Genomic DNA, 21,126 nt, shown 5'->3' on the forward strand with positions numbered 1-21,126 from the left:
ACACGACCGAAACGGTGAGTTACCGGTGACTCACCACAACCTCCCCACCCCAGGTCACAGCCCTAGACACCTGCTACTCACCATGCATCTGGTGACGTCATCGGTGAGGTTGCACACCACCTCACCAGCTTTAGCAGGGTGCCCATGTCAGCAGTGAGTGACATGAGGGACAGATGTGAACGTTCGCGTTATTCCTCAGGGGTAAGTTCACGTAATTCCCCACCTGGTCGGCGTGGGGGTCTGGGCATGAGGGGGTCGTTGGCCGGGCAGCTGCCTCTGGCAGACTTCGCGGCATGGGATTGTTCAAGCGGGCCAGCAAGTCGGAGAGCCCTGCTCAGGGAGTGGAGCCGGCTGACCTGAGCACGCTGCTGCTGCAGGGCGAAGAAGCGATCGACCAGCTGGCTCGGGCGCACGTGTCCTGGGGGCAGGGCTCGGCAGACCGCTGGGGCCTGGATCAGAGGACGGGCCTCATCACGTGGACCTTCCCCGAGAAGACCGCGACGGCGCCCGCGCAGATCCTGGCCAGCTTCAGCCCTTCGTCGGGCTCGTGGCTGTGGGCCTGGGCGAACGAGAGCATCCTCCCTGAGATGAGCCGAGACGCCCGAAGCGTTCGGGACTGGGCAGAAGCACATGGCCATCACGCTCTGACCCAACCGAAGGTCGACGCCGACGAGCAGTCCGCGGCAACCCTCGCGGCTCTGGCTGTCCGGATCACCAGAGCAACCGGCTTCTATCGGGGCCCAGGAGGCAACTCCGTCGCGATCATCACGTTCGGGCCGGTCACCCTGACCGCTGCGGATGGCAGCACGTCCACCTTCAACATCAACATCGACTAGCGGAACCTGCGCCGCGATGCCATGACGGATCGGTGCCTGGCCCTCAGCAGGGCAGGCACCGATCCCGGTGATGCGGTGGGTAGATCTCCCTATGAGGTCGTCTTTCCGTTCTTGTCAGTGGGGTTCCTGGGCCGCTTGTTCGGGCGGTAGCTGGGGCCGTTCATGATGACCTGGTGGCTGGTGTTGATCAGCCGGTCCAGGAGCGACTCGGCGACGACAGGGTTGGGGAAGAGGGGATACCAGTCGTTGGGAGCCCGGTTACTGGTGATGATCAGGGACCGGCCCTGCCGTTCGCTGACCAGCTCGTAGAGGTCATCGGCCTGGGACGCTCCGAGCTGGCGCATGGCGAAGTCGTCGAGGATGAGCACGTCGGGCCGTACCAGTTCACGGATCCGCTTGTCCCAGGTGCGGTCTGCATGGCCGCCGGCGAGATCCGCGAGAATCCGGCTGGTCTTGGCGAACCGGACGTGGGCGCCCTGACGAACCGCGAGGTGCCCGAGGGCCTGGGCCACGTGTGTCTTTCCGACCCCGACCGGGCCGAAGAGGATGACCGACTCGCCCGAATGGAGCCAGCGCAGGGCCCCGAGATCCCGGATCTGGGCGGCCGGAAGCTTCGAGGAGGCGGTGAAGTCGAACTCCTCCAGGGTGACCTGCTGCTCGAACTTCGCCCGCGCCAAACGCCGTTGGAAGGCGACGGTCTCGCGGCGGGTGATCTCGTCCTGGCAGAGGACCTGAAGGAAATCCAGGTGCCCAAGCTCGCCGCCATGAGCCTGGGCCAGGCGGGCATCGAGGGTTTCCAGCATCCCCGAGAGCCGCAGCGACTTCAGCGACTCACGCAGGGCAGAATCCATCACGCTCATCAGATGCTTCCCTCAACTTCGCCGTGGACCTGGTCGTCGTGGAGCTCATCCGCCGTCTCGGACGGGGCGACGGAGGCGAACAGCCGCTTCGGCCCGTGGAGGAAGGCCGCGGCTCCCGCGTCCCCGCTGGATTCGGGCTCCGGATCGGTCTCGGTCCCGGCGATCAGGATGCCCTTGATGGTTCGGTAGGACGGATCTCCGACCGAGATGGCCCTCGCGCAGGCGGCTTCCAGTCTCGCGTCGCCGTACTTCTTCTTCAGGCCGAGGATTCCCTGGGCGGCGCGGAGCCGGTAGAGCGCGTTGACCTCCAGCAGCTGGTCGACGACGGTGCGGCAGGCGTCACCGACCTCGGATGCCTGGGTCCGGCACCAGATCGGCGTGCGCATCTGGAAGGCGATCTTCTCCGGCGGGTAGTCGGTCCTGTCGGTTCGCTTTCCCTGCTCAAGTGCCACGTGGGTCTTGACCAGGTCGCCGTCGAGAAAGACCTGCACCATCGTGGCGGTCGAGCGGACATCGGCCCGGCGGCCGATCAGTTTCCAGGGAACCGAGTAGAGGGTGCGTCCGACCTTGACGTGGATGTCCGGCCCGACCGCCGCCGTCGACCAACGGGCCAGCACGAACGGAGTGGGCGGCAGCGGCAGCAAGGTCTCGGCTTCGATCGCCTCGAACACCGTCATCGGGGCGGCTCCCTGCAGCGGCCGGCACTGCCGTCGGCCCGCCACCTTCTCACTCCAGGTCACAGCCTCGGCCTGCATGTGCTCGATCGAGGTGAACTCCCGGCCCCGCCAAAACGAGTCCCGGATATAGGGCATCGGCCGCTCGACCCGAGGCTTGTCCTTGGGCCGGGCAGCACGGGCCGGATCCACCAAGGCGCCGTAGTGGGTGGCGAGCTCGGCATACGCCTTGTTGATCTTCGGATCGTAGAGATCAGGCTTGTCGACCCCGGTCCTCAGGTTGTCCGGCACCAGCCGGCGCGGGACGCCCCCGAAGTAGCGGAAGGCGGCAACGTGGGCCTCGGTCCAGGCGTGCTGGTGCAGGTAGAGGACCGGGCGGACGAACATGTGACGCGAGCACGGCAGCACCATCACAAACGCCCAGATCCGGTGCCGCTTACCGGTCTTCGGATTGGTCCACTGGCCCAGGTGGCCGTAGTCGATCTGAGCCTCCGAACCCGGCTCGACGTCATCGCGCAAGACCGTGACCTGCGACCTTGCCGTCTCGTCCGGGAGCGTGGCATGCACCCAGCGGCGGAACGAGGAGATCGACACATCCAGCTTGTGCTCGTCCCGCAGCCGCTGGTGGATCGTCGAGACGGTCACCGTCCCCAGCAGGTTCTTGATGTAGTCGCGGTGCTGGTCGATCTCCGGCCAGGTGATCTGCCGCAGCCGCCGGTCAGCGAGTTCGGGGAACCAGCTCTTGATCAGCTTGGCCCAGTCGGCCTCACGCATCGGCGGCCCGCCCGGCGTGATCCCGGACGCCTCCGCCGGCTACAGGTACTTCCTGATCGTTTTGCGGTCCACCCCCAACGACGCGGCCAGCTCGCTCTTCGAGCGGCCCGCGTACCAGTGGACGTAGATCTCGGTGATGTCGACCACGACGAACGTTCTCCTTGCCATCCGGGCTGACCATCGGCCTTCCGAACCACGGCCCAGGGCCGCCCACGCGCCTCCGCGATGACCAGGTCCCTCGATCCCGAACTCCGTCGTACCCATGGCCAATTAGGAGAAGTTGGGATGAGGAATTACATGACGCTCAAACCACCCGAGATGGGAAAAAACGTGAACGCTCATAACAGAGCCGCCCAAGAGCGGAAAGTTCTCCTACAGCGTTGCAGAGTAGGGCGTCCAGGACACCCGAGATTCCCCGCATGTACAGGTCTTCATCGCCCGTCACTTCGCCATGCAGTCCGCCGGCCGATGATTCCTGGGTGTACGGGGTGGGCTCCTCCACGCCCAGGACATCCTCCCAGCGGTCCCGTTGATTCCATGCCGCCGTCGCCCGGGCCAGCCCCTGACCTCCACCCAGAGGATCCGGCGCTCGCTCTACGATGGGTCGGTGACCGAGATGCTGCCCTCCTTGGGGTTTGACCTTTCCAGGTTGAACGGCTCCAGCTCACGGAAGCGGAGGAGCCTTCGCTGTCGTCCTCGGATGAAGCGGCCAGAGACCGTGTGTGGGACAAGGCGGTCCAGGCCAATCCCGCTCTCTTCGACGGGCCTGTGGTGGCCTGTGCCGGACTGGAACAGGCAGGCCCGCGCGTGTTGCGTTTGTCCTGGGTGCGGGTCACGTACCGGCATTACGCCCTTCGCGGGGTTCCCGGTGCTGCGGCACTGCCCTCGCTGTTTGTGAACGTCCTCCAGCCGGTCGAGGACGGGCGGGTGCTGGTGGCCAGGATGTCCCGCTCCACGGCTGCGCCCGGCCGTTGGCAGCTGCCGGGCGGTTCTGTGGAGCCGCCCCACGACGGCGGGGTGCTCGACGAGTCGGGCCTGGCTGGGCAGGCCGTGCGCGAGCTGGCCGAGGAGTTGGGAATCGACCCGGCTGCAGAGGAGTTGAGGTTGTGGGTCGTTACCCGCGGGGAGAACGGCAGCGTCGGCCTGACCTATCTGGCACCGCTTCTCTCCGAAGCCGCGGTGCGCGGGGCTTTCGATGCGGCGGTGGCTGCTGAGCGGGCGCAGGGGCGTGATCCCGAACTCGATGACATCGCGTTCATGCGCTCACCGGGGGAGTTGGCTGCTCTGGCGGGGGCGCACGCGGACTACTTGGAGCCGATCGTCCGGCGCTACACCGCCGGCCGATACGAGACGGCGCCGGGTGACTGGTTCGCGGTGTTCGTGATTGCCAGGTTGGCCGACTGGCTACCGTCCCCGTGTTGTGAGAGACCACGAGGCCCGCGGTGCTCGGGGCCGGACCTGTGTCCGCCGACTCCGCGAGCCGCCGGAGGCGGGAACGTCATGTGCGAGGAGTACCGGTGAGCGACGACGCCACCCAGGCCGATGAGCAGCAGCAAGAGGATGATCTACGCGTCCTGCTGCACCGCACCGGTACGGTACGACTGAGCCACGAAGAGCTGCTGGACGAACGAGACCGACAGCGCTCCGGACCGGTCGGCCTCTTCCTCCGCCTCCAGCGTCGCAGTCGTCGCGGCCGGGTCTCGGTGGAGCTCCGCAGTAGAGGCCGACCGAAGCCATAAATGTGCAGGTCAGATGCTGTCTCCCGAGATGGGTAGCCAGCTCGGTATGCCGAGCGGCATACTCGATTCCATGGCAGATACCAGCGTGAAAGTCGATGACACGACCCGGGACCGCCTCAAGGCCTTGGCCGACGGGGCGGGCATGTCCATGAAGGACTACCTCGCAAAGGTCGCCGGGGAGAAGGAGCACGAGCAGCAGCTCGACACGGCCACTGCCGCCTTCCGTCGGGTGATCGAGGCACCCGGTCTCCTGGACCGGTTCGACGCCGACTTCGGCGGGCTGCCGCCGGCCACCGCCCACCACACGCCGCGGGCGGCCTGACTCCGTGGAACTGCTCGTCGACTACCGATGGCTCCTGGACCGCCAGGAGGAGATCCTCCGCTCCGACCTCACCGTCAACGACCTCTCCGTGCTCGTCGGCATGGCCGCCCGGCACCGGGTCAACACCCCACGCCTCGACCAGGCCGACCCGGACGCCTTCTGGCGCGCCGCGGTGTTCCTGGAGGAGTGCGTACTCCTGCGCCCCCTCCCAGCCCGCAACGAGGCGTACGGCTACGGCATTGCCATCGCCTACCTGGAAGCATCCGGGAAACTCGTCGACACCTCGTACGAGCCGTGGCGAGACCTGATCACCGACATCCGCGGACTGCGCTTGGACTCGTACGCCATCGCCGAGCGGCTGCGACCCCTGCAACTCCGCCCAACGTAGCGGTGTACGGCTACGGCCCTCACCTCCCGAATTGAGGAGATGAGGGCCGTAGCGATCTTTCAGCCGCCAAGCCGGTCAGGGCAGGTGACGCCTGTCAGTGCCGTACGGCAAGCTGGACGGTGCGGGTGTCCTCCTCGGTGTGGACGAGGAGGACACCCGCAAGGCGCTCAGCGGCCGCCGGTGGAATGGCCAGCGAATGCCGACCAAGCTGATGCGCTGAAGCCAAGCACCGGGGCACCGGCCTCTTCAGCCAACTTGGAGTCCCGGACGTGAACGGCGCCAGGCTGAAAGCAGGCCTCGACGCAGTTGCCGCTGGCGTCACCGCTGTAGGAGGACTTGAACCACTGGCCGTACGGTCGGCCGTTCGTGCTGTTCATGCTGTTACCTCTCGTGCTACTCGATGGAGAAATGCGGGGGTCTCGTGGGCGGGCAGAGCTCCCTGGGCGAGGATGTCGAAGCGGCGGACGGACTGCTTGACTGGTCGCGTCTTCGATAGGCACTTCATGCCTTGATCCACCGGGCTGGGCGCGACGACGACCGGATTCGGCAGTTCCTTTCGGTCGAAGTCGAGGACGTGAAACTCCCCGAAGACACGGTAGGCGGGGGCGGACGAGGGGATGATCCGCACGGTCACGTTCGGGAGCGAGCACAAGCGCTCGATCTCGTCGTACTGCTCCAGCATGATCTCCGGACTGCCGACCATGTTCGTGAGCGCCGACTCGTCCATGATCCGCTTCTTGCGCTTCATCCGGACCTCGACGGCACTCTCTACGAACGCAAAGGCGCGGTCGTGCGCCTACGGGCACCACCAGGCCGGACAGAGGATGCCTGCTGCGGTGGAACTCGCCGCGACGCTCCGGATCCCGTACGAGGCTGCTGAAGTCGCGCTCGCCGAGCTGGCCGCGTGCGCGGTCCTCGCGCACGGGCGGAACGGAATCCACATCGTGCGGCCCCAGCAGGACTGGCGGGCTCGGGTCTACAAGCCCACGCCGGGTGGCCGCGCGGTGCTGATCCGCCTCATCTTGGAGCTCGAGTCCTCGCAGTCACCGGCCGGCACCGAGCTGGCCGCCGCCCGCCGTCTGGTCGCCGTGTACGGAGTCCATGAACACGACGTACGCCGGGCTTTGCGGCTCCTGGCGATGCGCGGCGTCCTCGCGCTGCCGCCCCGCCGGCCCCCGTCCGTCATCCGGCTGCCTTCCCGTCCGGCGCGTCATCAGCCCCTCATCGGGCCCGTGACTGGCACACCGGCCTTCGCGTGGCTGGCCACCACCAGCGACCTTGCCCGGCGCCCCGCCCCACTGCTGCGCTCCGGTATCCCGCCAGCCAAGGAGCGGGCCGCGCCAATGGCCCTGCTCCAGGCCCTCGAAGACGACCGCGCCCGTGCCTACATCGCCAGCCGCCGATGCCCCACCCCTTGGAAGGAGGAAGCCCGATGGCCGTGACATCTGGCCCGGAGTTTCTCAAAGCGGTGAACCTTCGAAACCTCACCGGTAAGAAGCGCGAGGCGTTCGTGGCCTTGGTCATCGCTGAGTACGACGAGGGCAAGAAGCCGATCCGGGTGATCGCCGCAGCCACCACATGCTCCTACGGTGCCATCCACAAGACCGTCACCCGCTCCGGCGTGCCCGTGCGCCCCAGGGGTGGCCACCCGCGGAATACCCTCCCGGATTCGGCAGTCGGCGGCCCGGGCGCGAGGGCCGCGTGCGATGGGGAGGCCCGGTGAGCCTGATCGAAGAGGGCCTCGCCGCCGGTATCGCTGCTCCGGGGGACAACCACTTCCGCACCGCGCAGGCGACGCGGGTCCATGACGTGTGGGCCCGCGGCAAGGACCACTACGAGGTGGACCGGGACGTGGACGACGCCGTGCTAGGGCCTGTGTGATGTCGTGATCAGTTGGCGGCTTTGAGGAGGTCGTCGATCCAGATGGCGGCGCGGAGGTGGAGGCCGGCGAGGTAGCTGTCTGGGGATTTGTCGTAGCGGGTGGCGATCCCTCGCCAGGCTTTCAGCTTGTTGATCAGGCGTTCGACGGTGTTCCGTTCCTTGTAGAGGTCGGCATCGTGGACGACGGGCCGGCCGCCCCGGCAGCCCTTCTTCTTGCGGTTGGCGGCCTGGTCTCGTTTCTCCGGGATGACGGCCTTGATTCCGCGTTTGCGCAGGTAGGCGCGATTGCCACGGGACGAGTACGCCTTGTCCGCGGCGACCGCACCAGGTGTCGTGCGGGGGCGGCCGACCGGCAGGCGGACTCTGACCTTCGCGAGTACGGGGATGAACTGCGGGCTGTCCCCGGCCTGCCCGGCGGTCAGGACCAGCGCGAGCGGACGGCACCTGCGGTCCGCGGCGAGGTGAATCTTGCTGGTGAGGCCGCCGCGGGACCTGCCGAGCAGGGCTTCCTTCAGTCGGAGCCTGTGTCTGCGCCGGATCCGTCGGCGTTCGTCCTGTCCGTTCTGTTCCTCCGTGCTGCCCCCTTTTGCCGGGCTGTCTCCTGCTCCTGCACGGCGTCTTCCAGGGCCTTCATAAGGTGCTTGCTGACGCGGAGCCCTGCGGCGTCGTGGTGGGCGCGGACCGTGGTGGAGTCCACGCTGACCAGCGACAAGTCCGTCCTGCCCACCCGGGCACCCTCGGAGATCAGGCCTTCCAGCAGGGCCGTGAACACCCCGGCGTCCCGCCACACGCGGAAGCGTCCGTAGACAGTGGCCCAGGGGCCGAACTCGGCGGGCATCTCCCGCCACTGCCCACTGGAACGGAACCGCCAGATCACACCCTCGAACTGTTCCCGCAACCGCTCCGGATACGGCCCGTACCTACCGATCGGCAGATACGGCTCGATGAACTTCCACTGGGCATGGGTGAGTTGCCTACGCGTCACAACCCCAGTCCTACCTGATTCCACCCCTCAAGCAGGCCAGAACCCAGCAGTTGATCACGACATCACACAGGCCCTAGGGGGAGTTCCGTGAACAGCACTTCGATTAATCCCCTGCCGCTCCCGGGCGGCACCTTCACCATCGGCAAGAGGTTCGACTTCGAGGCCGGCCACCGGCTCCCGAGTCTCCCGCCCGAGCACAAGTGTTCTCAGCAGCACGGGCACAGCTACCAGGTCGAGGTCATCCTGAGCGCTCCGGCCCTGGGAGCTCCCGGTTTCGTCACCGATTTCGGGGACCTCGCGCCGTTCAAGAGGTTTCTCGACGCCGAGCTGGATCACCACAACCTCGACGAGATCTTGCCGTTCGAGCCCACCTCGGAGCTCCTCGCGCAGTACCTGGCCGCCTGGTTCATCCAGAACGTCGAACCGGGAATCCCCGGCCGTCTCGTCGCCGTACAGGTGAGCGAGACACCGCGAAGCTGGGCGCGGTCGATGTGAGGCAGCCGTGAGCGCCGCCCCGGCGGGCACGGAAGGCGCATGTTGGGTACTCGTTCAGGGTTCAATCCCGCCCGGATAGAGATCATTAAAGGCTTTATTCGCTTTCGGGTTGTTAACTATCGACCCCCTCGAATTTCGGTACAGAAGAGATTTGCCAGGGCTCGTGCCGGGGTTACCTCCCTTCTATGTCGGGTGATGCCTGATACCCCTCGCTGCGAGCTCCGGCAGTAAGGACGACGTCGCCGCTGGGTGGTGGTGGCCTCGTGGGCGTCGGGCGGATGCCTTTGATGCCCCGGGCAGCGGATGCCTAGCGATAGAGCGGCGACGTTCGGCGTCCTCGTGGCCGTCACCACTCTGTGCCTTGATCACTCGTTGGTGTTGGTGGTGCGAGCCCGCCCCGCGGTGACCTCTTGATACGCCCGAGCCGTCCGAGCTCCCGCATGGACCGAGGCCCGTGGCGTGCGCTGGTGTCACGAACGGCTAGTGAGGTGGCGGCCCGGCCCTGGCGGCCGAGGCATGGAATCAGGTAGCTGCGTGGCCCGCATGCGCTCGTGACCAGCGCATATACCCGCACCTCTGGGGAGGGAACACCTTGATCTACTGCGGAATCGACTGGGCGGAGAAGACCCACGACGTCGCCCTCGTCGACGACAACGGCCAGCTCCTGGCCAAACGGCACATGGGGCTTTCCCCGTGTTCGACCCTGCTGGCCAATTCACAAGGCTGGCTGCGGTGATCGTTCTGGGCGTGGGACGGTGTCGCTACGTGCACGTCCTTGGGGTGGGGTGGTCTGCGGTGTCCCTGTGGCCGAGTTCGATGGGCGAGATTCCGCCGCTGACGTACCAGGTCGCGCATGCCGCCACCAGGACATCCACGCGGGACGGGGCACAGCCACCACCCGGGAATGATCACTGGAGAGCGGTATGCCGGGAAACTGGCCCGTACCGTTCGGGAAGGGGCCGTCGGAAAAGGATACGGGCACCTCGTCGGCGGCCTACTTCGCTCTGAGAGAGCCGGGGAGTGAAATCCTCCCCGGCTACTGACCCAGGCGCTGGACCGGACCCAGCCCGTCCTGCCGGTGGCCTTCGCGGTGAGCGAGAAGCGCACCCACGACTACGTCAGGCACGGCACCACGAACCTGTTCGCGGTCCTGAACGTCACCACCGGCGAAGTGCTCGGCGAGTGCAAGCCGAACCGGAACGGCGAGAGCTTCCTGGCATTCCTGAAGAAGGCCGTCAAACCGCACGCCGGGAAGGAGATCCATGTCGTCCTGGACAACCTCTCCACGCACACCACGCCGGAGGTGAAGAGGTGGCCGGCGAACAACCCGCACGTCCTTTTCCACTTCACCCCCGTCGGCTCCTCATGGCTGAACCAGATCGAGATCTGGTTCGGAATCCTGACTCGGCAGTCGATCCGCCGCGGCACGTTCTCCAGCGTCAACGTCCTGATCAAGCAGATCCGCGACTACACCAACTCCTGGAACGAGAACGCGAAACCCTTCACCTGGACCGCAACCACCAGCGAAGTCCTCGCGAAGGTCCGCCTCGTCCAGACCAACATCAAGAAACTCGTTGCAAACAACTCGAAGTGACATAAACAGGATCACGAGACACTAGGGGGTGTATGTTGCCTTGCAGACTTTATGCTGTTTCATTGTGTCTTTGTCGCAGGTTGTTTCTTTGAAGTAGAGGCTTTCCGCCCCTTTCTTGGGGGCAACCGGGATGTCCACGGCGTATGTGCCGATAGAGTAGTCCGCCATCGTGCCATCGTGGTATTGGTTGTCGGTTTGCCGCCCGCCTTCGTATTTGGTTGGGTAGTAGGCGATGTCGATGGCTGTTTTAACGGGTAGCACGCGAGGTTGGACGGCGATCCATTCTAGGTGGTCTGCCGGGACGTGCATTGTGGTGGTGGAGGTGTATTTTTGGGCGGTGGTGACGGCCGTTTGGGTTTCGTCTGTGACGGTGTTCGAGATGCTGGCGGTGACGGTCGCTGATGCCTTCGCCCAGCTTGCGTCTTTGCCGAGGGTCCCGCCGATTTGCCCGCCGATGGACCATCCGGAAGTGGCGCTGTGGATGTGGCGGGTTTCTACGGTGGATTCACTCGTCCACACTACGGTCTTTTCGATCAGGCCGCTGGTGGTGTTTTTGATCAGGCTGCCGGCTGCGAGGGTGGGTGAGCCCCATTTCTTGTGCCCCGCCCTGACGTTGCTGTAGCTGCAGGTTGCCATCATCGCATCGCCACAGCTGTTGAGTCCGGCTTGGAGCATGTACTGGTTGAGTTTTGTCTGCTGTTTTGGATTATTCGCGGTGATCGTGAACCGTTGTGATTCGGTGGGGTAATTATTGTCTCCGCAGATGAGGAGACCGGCTACACGCTCCTGGGAATCTGCATTGTCTTCGTTTTCGTTCAGGTAGTAGTTGGTCAGACAGTAGCCGCGGCCTCCTCCGTACGAACCGATGTTTACGGCCGAGCGGATGTTGTACTGATTGGGTGCCGTCGTGGTTTTGACGGGCGTGAGGAAGAATGAGACGAAGTTTGCCTCCTTCACTTTATGTTTCGGGTCGGGCTGGACTACGTGAGTCGCGCAGTACACGGGCCGTGTGCAGATACTCGTCTCAGGGCCGGCGGTCTCCGGTGTCTTTTCGGTGTCCTTCTGGATGGTGAAGGACCCGGTCCCGTCCGTCTGGAAATTGAGCGTCGCCCCGTACGAGACATCCTCCTGGGGAAAATTTTCAGATTGGACGCGGGCAGCAGGGCGCACGCTTGTGACGGTGACGGGGATGTTATTGGTCACTGAGGGCCCCGCGGCTGAGGCGGACACGGGCAGCGTGAGGAGCGGGGTGAGGGCCAAGGCGATGACGAGGGTGATGAGTTTTCGTGTCATGTGGTGTCTCTTTGCTGGCTAGTAAGATGACTGGACTACTGGTCCTGGGCTTCCGGCTGGCTCGGTCGAGTATCTGCGTTGGACGCGGGTGACGGTCGGCGGCGGGACTCAGACCACGCAATCCGGTAATTTTTCTGGCCCCTCAGCCAACCCACAAGGACTATCCACAGGCATCAGCCGGTGGATCTGGGTTCAGGGGATGTTGTCGATGCAGGTGGTTCCGTTGAGGGTGTAAGTGTTGGGGGGAGCGAAACTGCTGGTGTCCGCCCCGTAGGTGTAGATGGCGAATTTAACAGTGCTGCCAGGGTTGATGCCGATGCCATTGCTTTCGGTGACAGTCACATCCCTGCCTTTCCTCGGGGAGACGGCGTAGCCATTCGGATAACTGCGAACGATGGTCCTTTCTTCGTTGAAGGTGAACTTCAGGTTCCAGTGACCGGGGACCGCCGAATTACCGATATTGGTGATCCAGATGTTGGCCTTATAAAACAGGGCACCGGCCAGGGGTGGGAAGTACTGATACTGGCCGTAGATAACTCGGCATGTAGGTGCGGCGACAGTCCAGGAGAAGGTGGCTGATCCGGTGGCACCTGCGGTGTCGGTGGCGGTGACTGTGACGGTGGAGGTGGTCAGGGTTGTGGGGGTGCCGGAGATCAGTCCGGTGCCGGGGTTGATGGACAGGCCCGCCGGCAGGCCGCTGGCGCTGTAGGTGAGAGTCTGCCCAGGGGCGGAGTCCGAGGCCTGCATCTGCAGGCTGACCGGCGTACCTGCCGTAGAAGTCTGGTCACCCGGATTAGTGACCGTCACGGCGTTGCTGCTGGTGACGCTGGAGATGTCGAAGATGTGCAGGGCGGGAGTGCTTGGTTCCAGCGGCCCCCCCGGGGGCAGGGTGACGGAAGCCAGACTCTTACCTGGAGTGAGGGAGACAGTCTGCGAAAAGATGCTGACGGGGTAGGAGGTCTCCGGCCCGTTCCGGCGGTTGGCGGTGACAGCCACGGCTCCGCCGCTCGGCGGGGTGCTGGACAACCAGTCGGGCGAGCTGAGCGTGTAGCTCTGAGTGGAGCCGTCGGTGTAGGCGATGGTTCCCGTTCCTGTTGCCGTCCCGTTACTGGCCGACATCAGGAACCCCAGCTCGCTGGCGGCCCCGGACAGGGTGATGGTCTGTCCCTGGGCCACTGTGTTGTCGCTGGCGCCCGCCGGTACGTTCGGGAAGGTGAACCGCATTCCGGATGAGACGATGGCCGCCCCGCGCGTGGCGCCGGCGGCCGCCAAGGCCTCTTGGGGAAAGCTGTTCCCGTGGCCGTCAAAGTTGGCCACTGAAGGGTCGCTGTCCGGGCTGATGCCGACGTTGTCGTAACAGGCGGCCACGCTCGCGCAGGACGCTGCTGCAAATGCTGTCAGCGGCTGCGTGGCAACCACAGCGCTACCGGTGAGCACCACCACAGCAAGGGCCAGCCGTGTGCCTTGTTTCAGATGCCTAAATCGTGAACGAGCATTCATGCTGCATCTTCCTGACTGGTTCCCGTGTTGACGAATCTTCACCACGATGGCTCCTTTGCACTACAGGACTTCGGGAGATGATCGACGAGGCTCCTCGTCGCGAATCTCCCAACAACACCCCGCTTCTATCCCTTCTGTTGCCGTCGATGCCTGCTGTTGCAGATCACGGGACAGCTGATGCGACGTTGTCGCATGGGCCTGGTGTGTCCCGGTAACCGGACTGGCGAATCGCCGCCGTACACCTCCACCGCCACACATAAGCGTTCGCTGAAAAGTCAGGACAGACCGGACGGCTGTCCTAAAACCCTGACTTTGACGCGGACGGGACAGCTTGGGAAGGTTTGCTTACCGGGCGCTTGAAGCACTTCCCGAGTCACACCGTGCTTTGCACGCCCCTACCCTCCCTGTCACCGTGAGGCAATTGAGCTCGGCAAGAGCCTGAGACGGCGGCAGATCCAGGCCCTGCCGGTGGTGACGCGTCAGGCCTACCTGAAGCTGTGGCCGGAGCACGGACCGTATGCCGGGACCCTCGATGTCGTCATTGTCAGCGGTGAGCGCCGCTTCCGGGCCGCCTCCGCTGTGGGGCTGCCGGCTCTGGACTGTGTCATCAACGACGACGTCGCCAGGGACCGCCAGTCCTTCATGGACGCGGTGGTCTCCGAGAACCTCGACCGTGAGAACTTCGATCCCATCGAGGAGGCCCTGGCCGTTGAGGCCCTCGTGGCCGCTTTCGGAACAGGCCGCGCGGTCGCACAGCACTACGAACGGGTTGACGGCTGGGTGTCTCAGCGCAGGGTCCTCCTGGAACTCGCCCCGGCTGTCCAGGCCCTCGTGAGAACCCGGACCATGGCGCTGGAACCCGCCCGCAGACTCGGCAAGCTCACCAGGGACCAGAAATGGGACGAGGCCAAGCAGCTCGCCTGGTGGGACCAGGAGCAAGGTGACCGGCGGGCACAGGCCGAAGAACGTAAGGCCAGCCGGAAGAGTTCAGCCGGCCGCCGCGCCAACCAAGTCACTTCGACCGGACAGGCGGAGGGTTCCGCCGCTACCAGCGCTGCGCTGGAGGTTCCGCACCCGCGGGCCGATGCTGAGCCCGCAGCCGCTGCGGATCAGGGCGACGCGGACTGGATCCACATTGCCAAGGTCAGGCGAATGGACTGGAGCGACCCTGAGAGGGTCGCCATGGTGATTGTCGAGAAGATGGACGGAGCGCAGCGGGAGGCCGTCATTGATTGGCTGATTGCTGCTCGCGTGCCTGTGCCGGTTGAGGGACAGGCAGAGCAGTAGATGCCGGGGCCTGCGTTGATCGGGCGGGCCGCTCCCCAAGGCGACGCAGGAAGGGGACCTCAAGAGGGTCCGCAACTTGCAGAAGCTCATGCTGCGCAGCCGCAGCAACACGCTGGTCAGTGTGAAGCGGGTGACGCAACAGAGCAGTGGTCGCGAGTCCGCTGGCATTGACGGGGAACGGGCCCTCACGCCGAAGGCGAGAGGCACGCTGGCGGCCGAGATCCATCGGTCGTCGATGCCCTGGAAGGCCAGGCCGGTCAAGCGAGTGTTCATCCCGAAGAGCAACGGGAAACAGCGGCCACTCGGCATTCCGGTCATCCGTGACCGGGTCCTCCAGGCGCGCGTGAAGAACGCGCTGGAACCCGAGTGGGAAGCGCGGTTCGAGCCGAGGTCCTATGGCTTTCGGCCCGGCCGCAGCTGTCAGGACGCGATATCCGCGATCTTCTGGACGGTGAAGGGCAAGAACCCGAAGCGTTTGTGGGTCCTGGACGCGGACCTGTCGGCGGCGTTCGACCGCATCGACCACGACCACCTCATGACCATGCTCGGCCAGTTCCCCGCCAGGGATCTGATCGCGGGTTGGCTGAAGGCGGGCGTCATCGACCGCGGCCGGGTCGCACCGACCGAGGAGGGAACTCCTCAGGGCGGGGTGATCAGCCCGCTGCTGCTGAACGTCGCTCTGCACGGATTAGAACAGGCCGCAGGGTGCCGATACACGGTGCGGGCCGGGCGCGAGCCCGGCGCCATGCCGGGCACTCCGGTGCTGGTGAGGTATGCCGACGACTTCGTCGTGCTCTGCCACGACGAGGAACAGGTGCACCAGGTCAGGGCCCGGCTGGAGGACTGGCTGGAACCGAGGGGGCTTCGCTTCAACGAGGAGAAGACCCAGGTCGTCCACCTCGATGAGGGGTTCGATTTCCTCGGCTTCAACGTCCGCCGGAAGGCACGGAAGAAGCTGATCATCACCCCGAGCACGGCGGCCTGCAAGAGGCTCCGGGCGCGCCTGCGGACCGAGGTGAAAGCCCTGCATGGGGCGAACGCCGAGGCCGTGTTGCGCAGGCTGATCCCGATCGTTCGCGGTTGGGCGGCCTACTACCGGGCGGTGGCGTCCTCGACGACGTTCTCGTCGTTGGATCACTACATGTGGCGGCTGACCTTCAAATGGGCCAGACGTCGTCACCGCAACAAGTCGAGGTGCTGGGTCGTGGACCGGTATTTCGGAAGGTTCCATCCGTCCCGGCGTGATCGGTGGGTGTTCGGCGACCGCGACAGCGGGGCCTTCCTCATCAAATTCGCCTGGACCGGCATCGTCCGCCACCAGCTCGTCAAGGGCGGAGCGTCTCCGGATGACCCCGCACTGACCGAGTACTGGCGGGACCGCCGCCGCAGGAAAGCGCCGCCGCCGATGGACAAGACGAGTCTTGTCCTGGCGGTCCGGCAGCAGGGGCTCTGTCCTCTCTGCAAGCAGGCGCTGATCGTCGGAGCCGAGTACGAACCGGACAGCCCACGCGAGTGGATCAACTGGTTCGCGGCTTCGAAGAAGATGCTCCACAAGCATCACTTCACCTACCGGCGAGACGGCGGCACGGACGAGCGGACCAACCTTCGCCTCGTGCACTCCGAATGCCACCGCCAGCACCATGCTGGCGACGGCAAACGGATCACGTAACCCTGCTTACCTGCGAAGCCCTCGTGGCTTGCTTGAGCCGGATGCGCTGAAAGGTGCACGTCCGGTTCTGAGGGGGCCGGAGATCAGCAATGGTCTCCGGCTACCCGACCACAGGAGGTCCTCGCCGGTGGGAGGCTGGGGAGGGGGGTCTGCTGCGGTGACGGAGGTCTCTTGAAACCGACATGGAGCGGGGCCGTGAGTTTTGGCTTGGCCGGGCGGGCCTCGCAGGTGCCGGGCAGCTCCCGGATTACCGCCGTGGACGCTCCGATCTCGATCAGGCGCCGGGCTTGCCCCGCAGGGCTCCGCCGCGTCCGCGCAGGGTGACGCCGGTTTCGGTAAGGATGCGGTGGACGAAGCCGTAGCTGCGTCCGTTGGCCTCGGCGAGGCTGCGGATGGATTCTCCGCTCTCATAGGCGGTCTTCAGCCGGGCGGCGACCTTGCCGCGGGCCTCACCGGTGATCCGCTTGCCCTTGTCCACGGGGTACGTCTCCTTCTGCCGCGCCTGCCTGGGCCTCGATCATCGCGCATGGGGTCGGCGGGTGGCCGCGGATCAGCGGGATCGGCCCGCGGTCGGCCTCCGACTACGCCAACGGGGCCGTGTCCTGGGTCGGGTGCCAGTTCAAGCTGACGAGGGCCGCCTTCGACGACGGTTCATGTGTCAGTGGGGCTGTGCTGGTGCGGTTTGGCCGGTCGGTTCGCGGGAGAGGAACCGATGGAGCTGGGCAGGAAGTGTCTGGACGGGGTCAAGGGGGAGCAACGATGTCTGGCGTGCACGGTGCAGATGGGCAGTGGATGGACCTGGCGGACGCGGTCACGCTGTTGCGGGATCAGATCGCCGAGGCCCAGGACCGACTCGCGGACGACGGCGACAGGGGCGTGCTGTTCACTCTGGGCGAGATCACGGTGGAACTCGGGCTGGAGCTGACCCGCAACAACGGGGTCAGCGGCGGGTTGCGGTGGAGCGTGATCAGCCTCGGCGGGAAGAAGGAGAACGGTTCGAAAGACACCCACAAACTGACGGTCAAGCTGACCCCGCACCTGCCGGGCGGCGATGACGTGGACATCAGCGACGAGGAGTAGGGCCTTCCGGCACATGCCGGAGGACAGCCAGGGGGAGTGGTGGCCAGTGGAGTTCGACCGCCGGGTGCAGATTCGGGTGGACAGGCTGGTGAAGGGCGAACGGAAAAAGGGGTTCGGGTCCGGGTACATGGTCGCGCCGCGTCTGGTGCTGACTGCCGCGCACGTCCTGGACCACCTCGACGCGGCCGCCGGAAATCCAGTGACAGTGAGCCTGCCCGACATCAGCGAGCGGGAGTTCCCCGCGACCGTGAGCTGGCAGCGCAGGGACGGCACCGTGGACGCCGCACTCCTCGAAATCCGGGACTGCCAAGGCTGGCAGGTACCGCAGTCCCTTGGTGATCTGCGCACCCGGCCGCCCCAGCGGTACGGCCTGATCATCGGCACCCGCCCCTATCGGGTCACCGCCACAGGTTTCCCCCGCATGCAGAAGGACGCCGAGGACGGCCGGCGCCTGGACGAGCAGCTCATTGGCCGCATCGCCCCGGGCACCGGTTCCCTGGCAGGACGCTACGAGATCTCCAGCATCGAATCCACCCTTTCCGAGGCCAGGACAGCCTCCGCCGGCGGCGGAAGCCGCTGGTCCGGTATGTCGGGTGCCGCCGTCTTGGCCGACGAGGGCTTCGGCGGCGACTTGCTGTGCGGCGTCGTGCGCCGCGACCGCCAGGCCGAAGCCGGCACCCGTCTGACCGCGACCACCGCCGCTCACCTCCTCGCCGACGACGGCTTCCGCGCCCTCATCACCGAGCACACCGGCTGGGAACCCATCTTGGAACCGGTCGAACCCGCTGCCTTGCTCACCCCCGCTGCCGTCGACCGCAACCTCCGCTCCCCGGCCGCCCTCCTGCGCGCCGACGCCAAAGCCGTCGCCTTCCATGACCGCGACCGCGAACTCGCCGACCTGCGTGCCTGGTGTGAGAACGGCCCGCCCGCCATCTCGGTACGGGTCATGACCGGGCCCGGTGGACAGGGCAAGACCCGCCTCGCCCGATGCCTGACGGACACCCTCGGCTGGGAAGGCTGGGTCACCGGACACCTGAGCTCTGACCTCACCGACGACCCCGCCCTGGACGGCACACCGCCCGACTTCACCACCCTCACCACCGCCCTGCCCCTACTCCTGGTCATCGATTACGCCGAGACCCGCCCCCGCCTGCTCCGCCGCCTCCTTACCCACCTGCACCGCTCACGCCACCGGGTGCGGCTGCTGCTGCTCGCCCGGTCCGACGGGCAATGGCGCACCGGCACGCTCCAGGCCCTCCCCGTCGTACGGGACCTCCTCGAGGAGGCACGGGTCATTCCACTTGCCCCGCTGCTGCCCAGGGGGCGGCCTGCCGGGGACCGCCAGAGCGCCTTCCAGCGGGCTGCCCACGACCTTGCCCGCCTGCTCCCGCTGATCCCCGCCCTTCCCCCGTACGACTGGCCGTCCCTCGTCGCCGAACTCCATCCGCCCGACGGCCTGGGCCACCCCCGATACGACAACGTGCTCACCCTGCAGATGGCCGCTCTGATCGCTCTCCTGCAGCACGGACCCCGACCCGTCGATGCGACCCCCGACACCCCGCCGGAGCGCACCCTCCTCAAACACGAGGACCGCTTCTGGAAGGACAGCGCGAAGTCGCCCGCCCACAGGCTCGACCTGCCCGCCCCCGTTCTGGGTGCTGCCGTCGCGGTGGCCGCCCTGTGCGGGGCCGGAACCCGGGACGAGGCCCTGCGCGTGATCACCGCACTGCCCGGCCTGCCCGGCCACCAGACGGCAACGGCCGCATCCTGGCTGGCCTCGCTCTACCCGGCCGAAGGCGACCGCTACTGGGGCTCCCTGCAACCGGACCGCATCGCCGAGTACCACGCCTCCCGTGCACTCGAAGACGAAGACATCGCGCTGCCCGCGCTGCTCGCCGCGGGCTCCCCGAGGCAACAGGCCCAGACCGTCACGGTCCTGGCCCGCGCCGCCGTCGCCCACTACAACACGGGACGCACCATTGACAGCGCCCGCGTCCTCCGCATTCTCGACACTGCCCTGGACACCACCCCCGTCACCCGCCCAGCTCTCCAGGCTGCGACAGCCGCACTTCCGCACTCCTCCAGCATTACGGCCCACCTCGCCGTGAAACTCTCTGCCGCGTTGGCCCACGCCGACCGCAAGGGCGCCATCGCCGACCCGACAGCTTTCGAACCCGACCTCGCCTCCTCACTGCACAACCTCGGCAGTCATCTGTCGAGGGCGGGACGCGGAATGGAAGCTGTAGCGGCTACGCAGGAGGCGCTGGAGATCCAACGCCGGCTGGCCGCCGACGATCCGGACGCCTTCGAACCCAGCCTCGCCTCCTCACTGCAGAACCTCGGCAGCCATCTCTCAGGCGTGGGGCGCGGGACGGAAGCTCTGGCGGCCACGCAGGAGGCGCTGGAGATCCAACGCCGGCTGGCTGCCGACGATCCGGACGCCTTCGAGCCCACCCTCGCCTCCTCACTGCACAACCTCGGCAGTCATCTCTCCGGCCTGGGGAGCCCGGTGGAAGCCCTGGCCGCCGTGCAGGAGGCGGTGGGGATCTGGCGCCGACTGGCTGCCGACGGTCCGGACGCCTTCGAACCCAGCCTCGCCTCCTCGCTGCAAAACCTCAGCAGCTGTCTATCGGAAATGGGAGAACGAACACAGGACTTGGCCGCTGCGCAGGAAGCGGTTGGGATCTGGCGCCGACTGGCTGTCCGCGATCCGGACGCCTTCGAACCCGGCCTCGCCTCCGCACTGCGAACCCTCAGCATCCGGCTCTCGGAGAAGGGACTGCGGATCTCGGCCTTGAGCGCTGCCGAGACGGCGGCGGAGAGCTGGCGCCGACTGGCCGCCCGCGATCCGGACCTCTACGAACCCAACCTCGCCTCCTCACTGAACAGCCTCAGCATCCGGCTCTCGGAGGTAGGCAACCGGGTGGATGCCGTAGCCGCCGTGCAGGAGGCGGTGGGGATCTGGCGCCGGCTGGCTGCCGACGATCCGGACGCCTTCGAACCCAGCCTGGCCTCCGCACTGCAAAACCTCGGCAGCCATCTGTCGGAACTGGGGCGCCGGGCGGAGGGACTTGCGGCAGCGGAGGAGGCGGTGAAGATCCACCGGCGGCTGGCCGCCGCATCACCCGAGACTTTCGCTCCCGACCTCGCTGTCTCCCTGCACAATCTCGACGTAGGGCTGTCGGAGGCGGGACGCGGGGGAGAGGCCCTGACGATTGCGCAGGAGGCGGTGGAAATCTGGCGCAGACTCGCCCACGACAATCCGGACGCCTTCGAACCCAGGCTCGCCTCCTCACTCCACAGTCTCGGCATCCGCCTGTCGAAGGCAACGCGCCGGGCGGAGGGACTTGCGGCAGCGGAGGAGGCAGTCAAAATCCACCGACGGCTGGCCGCCGTATCACCCGCAACCTTCGCGCCCAGCCTCGCTCTCTCACTGTCCGACTTCGCCCTGCACCTGGCAGTCAAAGGCGATCACCACGAAGCGCTGGTGATCACTGGGGAGGCAGTGGACCTCTGCCGCGCTCACATCGCCACGATGCCTGCCCTGCTTCTGAGACTCCACACCGTACTGGGACTACAAGTCCTGCTGCTCGACGACCTCGGGCAATCGCAGGACGCGGAGACGGTCCGCCGCTGGCTCCGCGCAAATCCACTCCCACCGGGTTCACACAATTGACCATCCGTGAGAGTGCTGCGAGAGCCCCGGAAGCTGCTGTTCGTATCCGCTGGACCGAGGACCCGCTCGCCGC

At 66.2% G+C, this 21,126-nt stretch carries 19 protein-coding genes and 4 pseudogenes; 15 read left to right on the top strand and 8 right to left on the bottom strand.

Translation table 11 applies throughout. The features are described 5' to 3' along the window. Positions 1-293: 293 nt before the first annotated feature. The gene (locus tag AC3IYJ_RS38665) at positions 294-836 is read left to right on the top strand and encodes a DUF6882 domain-containing protein (RefSeq protein WP_489399174.1); all 543 of its coding nucleotides are present in this window, start codon (positions 294-296) and stop codon (positions 834-836) included. Between the two features lie 89 nt (positions 837-925). Here the strand turns inward: AC3IYJ_RS38665 and istB are convergent, their stop codons facing one another. Then, entirely contained in the window at positions 926-1,696 is a 771-nt protein-coding gene (gene istB, locus AC3IYJ_RS38670) for an IS21-like element helper ATPase IstB (RefSeq protein ID WP_489399175.1), read from the bottom strand. Continuing rightward, positions 1,696-3,291, bottom strand: a pseudogene (gene istA / locus AC3IYJ_RS38675) (IS21 family transposase). The gene istB and the pseudogene istA overlap by 1 nt, the downstream one beginning before the upstream one ends. A gap of 573 nt (positions 3,292-3,864) precedes the next feature. Between istA and AC3IYJ_RS38680 the strand changes: the two are divergent. From AC3IYJ_RS38680 to AC3IYJ_RS38695, 4 genes are all read left to right on the top strand, one after another. Next, positions 3,865-4,665 (top strand): NUDIX hydrolase, encoded by an 801-nt coding sequence (locus AC3IYJ_RS38680; RefSeq protein ID WP_489399176.1) that lies wholly within the window; start codon positions 3,865-3,867, stop codon positions 4,663-4,665. Next, entirely contained in the window at positions 4,662-4,883 is a 222-nt protein-coding gene (locus AC3IYJ_RS38685) for a hypothetical protein (protein ID WP_489399177.1), read from the top strand. Before AC3IYJ_RS38680 ends, AC3IYJ_RS38685 begins: the two co-directional genes overlap by 4 nt. Before the next feature lie 70 nt (positions 4,884-4,953). After that, complete coding sequence (locus AC3IYJ_RS38690) at positions 4,954-5,205, top strand: antitoxin MazE7 (RefSeq protein ID WP_489399178.1); 252 nt, start codon at positions 4,954-4,956, stop codon at positions 5,203-5,205. A 4-nt stretch (positions 5,206-5,209) separates the two neighbouring features. Further along, positions 5,210-5,593: a toxin Doc gene (locus tag AC3IYJ_RS38695; RefSeq protein WP_489399179.1), complete on the top strand. Its 384-nt coding sequence runs from the start codon at positions 5,210-5,212 to the stop codon at positions 5,591-5,593. A gap of 167 nt (positions 5,594-5,760) precedes the next feature. On the opposite strand, the gene AC3IYJ_RS38700 is transcribed toward AC3IYJ_RS38695, so the two are convergent. Together AC3IYJ_RS38700 and AC3IYJ_RS38705 are read right to left on the bottom strand one after the other, a co-directional pair. Then, entirely contained in the window at positions 5,761-5,970 is a 210-nt protein-coding gene (locus AC3IYJ_RS38700; RefSeq protein ID WP_489399180.1) for a DUF397 domain-containing protein, read from the bottom strand. After that, positions 5,967-6,353, bottom strand: a pseudogene (locus AC3IYJ_RS38705) (Scr1 family TA system antitoxin-like transcriptional regulator); the annotation flags it as partial. The pseudogene AC3IYJ_RS38705 and the gene AC3IYJ_RS38700, both read right to left, overlap by 4 nt. A 64-nt stretch (positions 6,354-6,417) precedes the next feature. Here AC3IYJ_RS38705 and AC3IYJ_RS38710 point away from each other — a divergent pair. Genes AC3IYJ_RS38710 through AC3IYJ_RS38720 form a run of 3 tightly spaced genes read left to right on the top strand, consistent with a single transcriptional unit; the run spans position 6,418 to position 7,474 of the window. Further along, complete coding sequence (locus AC3IYJ_RS38710; protein ID WP_489399181.1) at positions 6,418-7,035, top strand: hypothetical protein; 618 nt, start codon at positions 6,418-6,420, stop codon at positions 7,033-7,035. Then, on the top strand, positions 7,026-7,316 hold the full coding sequence (locus AC3IYJ_RS38715; protein WP_489399182.1) for a helix-turn-helix domain-containing protein: 291 nt from the start codon (positions 7,026-7,028) through the stop codon (positions 7,314-7,316). The genes AC3IYJ_RS38710 and AC3IYJ_RS38715 overlap by 10 nt, the downstream gene beginning before the upstream one ends. After that, on the top strand, positions 7,313-7,474 hold the full coding sequence (locus tag AC3IYJ_RS38720; RefSeq protein WP_489399183.1) for a hypothetical protein: 162 nt from the start codon (positions 7,313-7,315) through the stop codon (positions 7,472-7,474). Before AC3IYJ_RS38715 ends, AC3IYJ_RS38720 begins: the two co-directional genes overlap by 4 nt. Before the next feature lie 8 nt (positions 7,475-7,482). Here AC3IYJ_RS38720 and AC3IYJ_RS38725 read toward each other — a convergent pair. Continuing rightward, positions 7,483-8,459, bottom strand: a pseudogene (locus AC3IYJ_RS38725) (IS5 family transposase). A gap of 87 nt (positions 8,460-8,546) precedes the next feature. Between AC3IYJ_RS38725 and AC3IYJ_RS38730 the strand changes: the two are divergent. From AC3IYJ_RS38730 to AC3IYJ_RS38740, 3 genes are all read left to right on the top strand, one after another. After that, positions 8,547-8,954: a 6-pyruvoyl trahydropterin synthase family protein gene (locus AC3IYJ_RS38730; protein ID WP_489399184.1), complete on the top strand. Its 408-nt coding sequence runs from the start codon at positions 8,547-8,549 to the stop codon at positions 8,952-8,954. Between the two features lie 592 nt (positions 8,955-9,546). After that, entirely contained in the window at positions 9,547-9,690 is a 144-nt protein-coding gene (locus AC3IYJ_RS38735; RefSeq protein ID WP_489403073.1) for a hypothetical protein, read from the top strand. Between the two features lie 336 nt (positions 9,691-10,026). After that, on the top strand, positions 10,027-10,548 hold the full coding sequence (locus AC3IYJ_RS38740) for an IS630 family transposase (RefSeq protein WP_489403052.1): 522 nt from the start codon (positions 10,027-10,029) through the stop codon (positions 10,546-10,548). A gap of 21 nt (positions 10,549-10,569) precedes the next feature. Here the strand turns inward: AC3IYJ_RS38740 and AC3IYJ_RS38745 are convergent, their stop codons facing one another. Next, positions 10,570-11,841 (bottom strand): hypothetical protein, encoded by a 1,272-nt coding sequence (locus AC3IYJ_RS38745; RefSeq protein WP_489399185.1) that lies wholly within the window; start codon positions 11,839-11,841, stop codon positions 10,570-10,572. Positions 11,842-12,033: 192 nt separating this feature from the next. Next, entirely contained in the window at positions 12,034-13,386 is a 1,353-nt protein-coding gene (locus AC3IYJ_RS38750) for a putative Ig domain-containing protein (RefSeq protein ID WP_489399186.1), read from the bottom strand. A 423-nt stretch (positions 13,387-13,809) separates the two neighbouring features. On the opposite strand from AC3IYJ_RS38750, the gene AC3IYJ_RS38755 reads away from it, so the two are divergent. Next, complete coding sequence (locus AC3IYJ_RS38755; protein ID WP_489399187.1) at positions 13,810-14,628, top strand: ParB/RepB/Spo0J family partition protein; 819 nt, start codon at positions 13,810-13,812, stop codon at positions 14,626-14,628. Between the two features lie 37 nt (positions 14,629-14,665). After that, positions 14,666-16,297, top strand: a pseudogene (ltrA, locus tag AC3IYJ_RS38760) (group II intron reverse transcriptase/maturase); the annotation flags it as partial. A 274-nt stretch (positions 16,298-16,571) separates the two neighbouring features. On the opposite strand, the gene AC3IYJ_RS38765 reads toward ltrA, so the two are convergent. Further along, the gene (locus AC3IYJ_RS38765; RefSeq protein ID WP_489399188.1) at positions 16,572-16,775 is read right to left on the bottom strand and encodes a helix-turn-helix domain-containing protein; all 204 of its coding nucleotides are present in this window, start codon (positions 16,773-16,775) and stop codon (positions 16,572-16,574) included. A gap of 281 nt (positions 16,776-17,056) precedes the next feature. Between AC3IYJ_RS38765 and AC3IYJ_RS38770 the strand changes: the two genes are divergently transcribed. Together AC3IYJ_RS38770 and AC3IYJ_RS38775 are read left to right on the top strand one after the other, a co-directional pair. Then, a complete protein-coding gene (locus AC3IYJ_RS38770) occupies positions 17,057-17,377 on the top strand; it encodes a trypco2 family protein (protein WP_489399189.1) in 321 nt (106 codons plus the stop codon). Positions 17,378-17,423: 46 nt separating this feature from the next. Continuing rightward, positions 17,424-21,053, top strand: a complete 3,630-nt coding sequence (locus AC3IYJ_RS38775; protein WP_489399190.1) for a tetratricopeptide repeat protein — start codon at positions 17,424-17,426, stop codon at positions 21,051-21,053. Positions 21,054-21,126: the final 73 nt, after the last annotated feature.

This window comes from Streptomyces sp. GL_140 (assembly GCF_057834465.1).